The sequence below is a fragment of the Longimicrobiaceae bacterium genome, from assembly GCA_035936415.1.
Classification (GTDB): Bacteria; Gemmatimonadota; Gemmatimonadetes; order Longimicrobiales; family Longimicrobiaceae; genus JAFAYN01.
Genome location: DASYWD010000084.1, coordinates 1 through 3,247, shown reverse-complemented (window position 1 = coordinate 3,247; position 3,247 = coordinate 1). Strand labels below are relative to the sequence as shown.

The 3,247-nt window shown below is 73.9% G+C and carries 2 protein-coding genes; both read right to left on the bottom strand.

What is annotated here, in order from left to right; all coding sequences use genetic code 11:
* A partial coding sequence (pheT, locus tag VGR37_03430; protein HEV2146446.1) for a phenylalanine--tRNA ligase subunit beta occupies positions 1-1,890 on the bottom strand: 1,890 nt, incomplete at its 3' end.
* 204 nt (positions 1,891-2,094) lie between these two features.
* Positions 2,095-3,117: a phenylalanine--tRNA ligase subunit alpha gene (pheS, locus tag VGR37_03425; GenBank protein ID HEV2146445.1), complete on the bottom strand. Its 1,023-nt coding sequence runs from the start codon at positions 3,115-3,117 to the stop codon at positions 2,095-2,097.
* Between the last annotated feature and the right edge of the window lie 130 nt (positions 3,118-3,247).

The window sequence follows — 3,247 nt, the reverse complement described above, 5'->3', positions numbered from 1 at the left end:
GCCGTGCTCCTCCGCCAGCTCCTCCATGAGCCCCTTGAGGTCCCACACGTCCCACGCCGCCGCGGCGCCGCTCCAGTGCGCCGGGCGCGAGGCGCCGGTGAACGCCGCGGCCACGCGGATCTCCTCGCGCGGCACCGCGCCCCCGCCCGCCGGCGAGAACACCGTCCCCACCTCGAAAAGGCGGACGTCGCGGACGCCGTGCGCCCAGTTGTGCTCCACACGGCGCAGGAGCCCCGGGACCAGCGCGTCGCGGAGCGACCCTTCCTCGCTGGAGAGCGGGTTGAGCACCGGGACGCGCCCCTCGGCGGCCGGCGCGAACCCGGTGGTGCGCGACTCCAGGAAGCCCGCGCGACGGAAGAACTCGCGCGCGCGGCGCTCCGCCGCCACCTCCGGGCTCTCCGGCACGGCGGAGGCGCGGAAGGGGAGGATCTCCTCCGGGAACGAGTCGTACCCCCGTCGGCGCGCGACCTCCTCGATCAGGTCGATCTCCTCCGTCACGTCCGGGCGGAAGCCGGGAACCGAGACACGCAGCGGCGACACCGCGGCGTCCGTCCGGAACCCGATGGCCTCCAGCAGCCCCGCGATCTCCTCCCCGGAGAGCGCCACCCCCAGCACCTGCTCGACCCGCGAGGGGCGCAGCTCGACCACCCGCCGCGCGAACGGCACCGGGTTCACGTCCAGCGCCTCGCGGTCCACCTCACCCCCCGCGACGGCGACGATGAGCTGTACGACGCGCTCCAGCGCGCGGGTCTGCCCCTCCGGGTCCACGCCGCGCTCGAAGCGGTACGACGCGTCGGTGGAGAGCCCGTGCGGCGTGCGGGTCCCCCGCACCGCCTTCGGGTCGAAGAGCGCCACCTCCAGCAGCACCGCGGTGGTGCCGTCGTGCACCTCGCTCTCCTCGCCGCCCATGACCCCCGCGAGGGCGACCGGCCCCTCCGCGTCCGTGATCACGAGCGCGCCCTCCGCCAGGGTGCGGTCCACGCCGTCCAGCGTGCGGATCGTCTCCCCCGCGCGGGCGCGCCGGACGGTGATCTCCGGCCCGCGGAGGCGGTCCAGGTCGAAGGCGTGGACCGGCTGCCCCAGCTCGTGCAGCACGTAGTTGGTGGCGTCCACCACGTTGTTGATGGGCCGCACGCCCACGGCGCGGAGCCGCGTCGCCAGCCACTCCGGCGAGGGTCCCACCTCCACTCCCCGCACCACCGCCGCCGTGTACCGCGGGCACCCGTCCACATCCTCGATCCGCACCCGCACCCCGCCCACCGCGCCCTCCCGCTCCACCCGCCGCGGCTCGATGGGCCGCTCCGGCGCGTTGGGGAACTCCGGGAGCTGCACCCCCGCCGCCCCGCCCGGCGCCACCTCCCTCGCCACCCCGACGTGCGACAGCATCTCGGGCCGGTTGGGGGTGATGTCCAGCACCAGCCGCACGTCGTCCAGCCCCAGCGACTGGAGAAACGGCGCCCCCGGCTCCCACTCGCCCGCGAGGGCCATCAGCCCGGAGTGGTCGCGCCCCAGCCCCAGCTCCCGCGCGGAGCAGAGCATCCCCTCGGACACCTCCCCGCGGAGCTTGGCCTTTCCGATCTTCATCCCCCCCGGGAGCGACGCCCCGACCGGCGCGAAGGGGTAGTACCGCCCCGCCTCCACGTTGGGCGCCCCGCAGACCACCTGCACCGTCTGGCCGCCCGCGTTGACGCGCGTGATGCGCAGCTTGTCGGCGTTGGGGTGCTGCCGCACCTCCTCAACGCGCGCGATCACCACCCCCTCCACCCCGGCGCCGAGGTCCACCACGTCGTCGGCGGGAGCGCCCAGGAGCGAGAGCCGGTGCGCCAGGTCGGCGGGGGCCTCGGTGAGGCCGGGGACGAGCGACTGGATCCAGCGGTACGAGACGTTCATCGAACGGCGAGTGCGTGAGTGCGAAAGTGCGTGAGTGCGAAAGTGCGAAAGCGATCGTGACCCGAAGGGCGGAGACGCCGGGGCAGTTTCCGGCGGCTCCGTTCTCCTGGACACGGTCTTTTCGTGTCCAGGAGAATAGAGCGCGGTCCCCGGCGGAGCAGTATCCCGCCGGGGATTCGCCCAAACCCGCTGTTGAAACCGACCCTACGCGAACTGCTCCAGGAACCGGACGTCGCTCTCGTACAGCAGCCGGATGTCCGGAATCCCGAACCGCTGCATGGCGATCCGCCCGGGCCCCATGCCGAACGCGTAGCCGGTGTAGCGCTCCGGGTCGTAGCCCACCGCCCGGAAGACGTTGGGGTGCACCATCCCGGAGCCCATGATCTCCATCCACCCCGTGCCCTTGCACGCGCTGCACCCGCTCCCGCCGCAGAGCTGGCAGGAGACGTCCACCTCCGCCGAGGGCTCCGTGAACGGGAAGTACGACGGCCGGAAGCGCGTCTCCGCGCCCGGACCGAAGAAGCGCCGCACGAACTCGGAGATGGTGGCCTTGAAGTCCACGAAGGTGATCCCCTCGTCCACGGCCAGCCCCTCGATCTGCTCGAACGCAGGCGCGTGCGAGGCGTCGTACGGGTCGCGCCGGAACACCTTCCCCGGGACCACCACGCGCACCGGCGGCGCGAAGCGCTCCATGGTCCGGGCCTGCACTGGCGAGGTGTGCGTCCGCAGCAGCACCCCCTCGGACAGGTACAGGGTGTCGTGCATGTCCGCCGCCGGGTGGTCGAGCGGGATGTTCAGCCTGGTGAAGTTGTAGTCCGTGGTCTCCGCCTCGGGGCCCACCACGCGCGTGAAGCCCAGGTCGCGGAAGATGTCGCAGACCTCCTCGATCACCTGCGTCACCGGGTGCAGCCCGCCCTTCCAGCGGCGCCGCCCGGGGAGGGTGAGGTCCACGCGCGGCCCCCCGTCCTCCCGCGGGGCGAGGGCGGCGAGGCGCTCGTCCAGCAGGGCGGAGAGCGCCTCCTTGACCCGGTTGGCCTCGGCGCCCACGGCGGGGCGCTCCTCGGGGGCGAGCCCGCCCAGGCCGCGGAGGATCCCGGTGAGGCGCCCCTTGCGCCCCAGGTACTCCACGCGGAGCGCCTCCAGCGCCTCCGCGCCCTCCGCGCCCCCCACGGCGCGCGTCCCCTCCGTCTCCAGCTCCCGGAGCTGCCCGACAAGGTCCTGGCTCATCGTTCCACGTCTCTGCCGTTCGCTGCTGCTGCTGCGCCGGGCCCCGCGCGGGGCCGGCCGATCCACCAATCTGCACCCGCGGGGCGCCCCCGGCTACCCCCGGAAAAAGGAAGCGGCGCCGGGGCTGAAC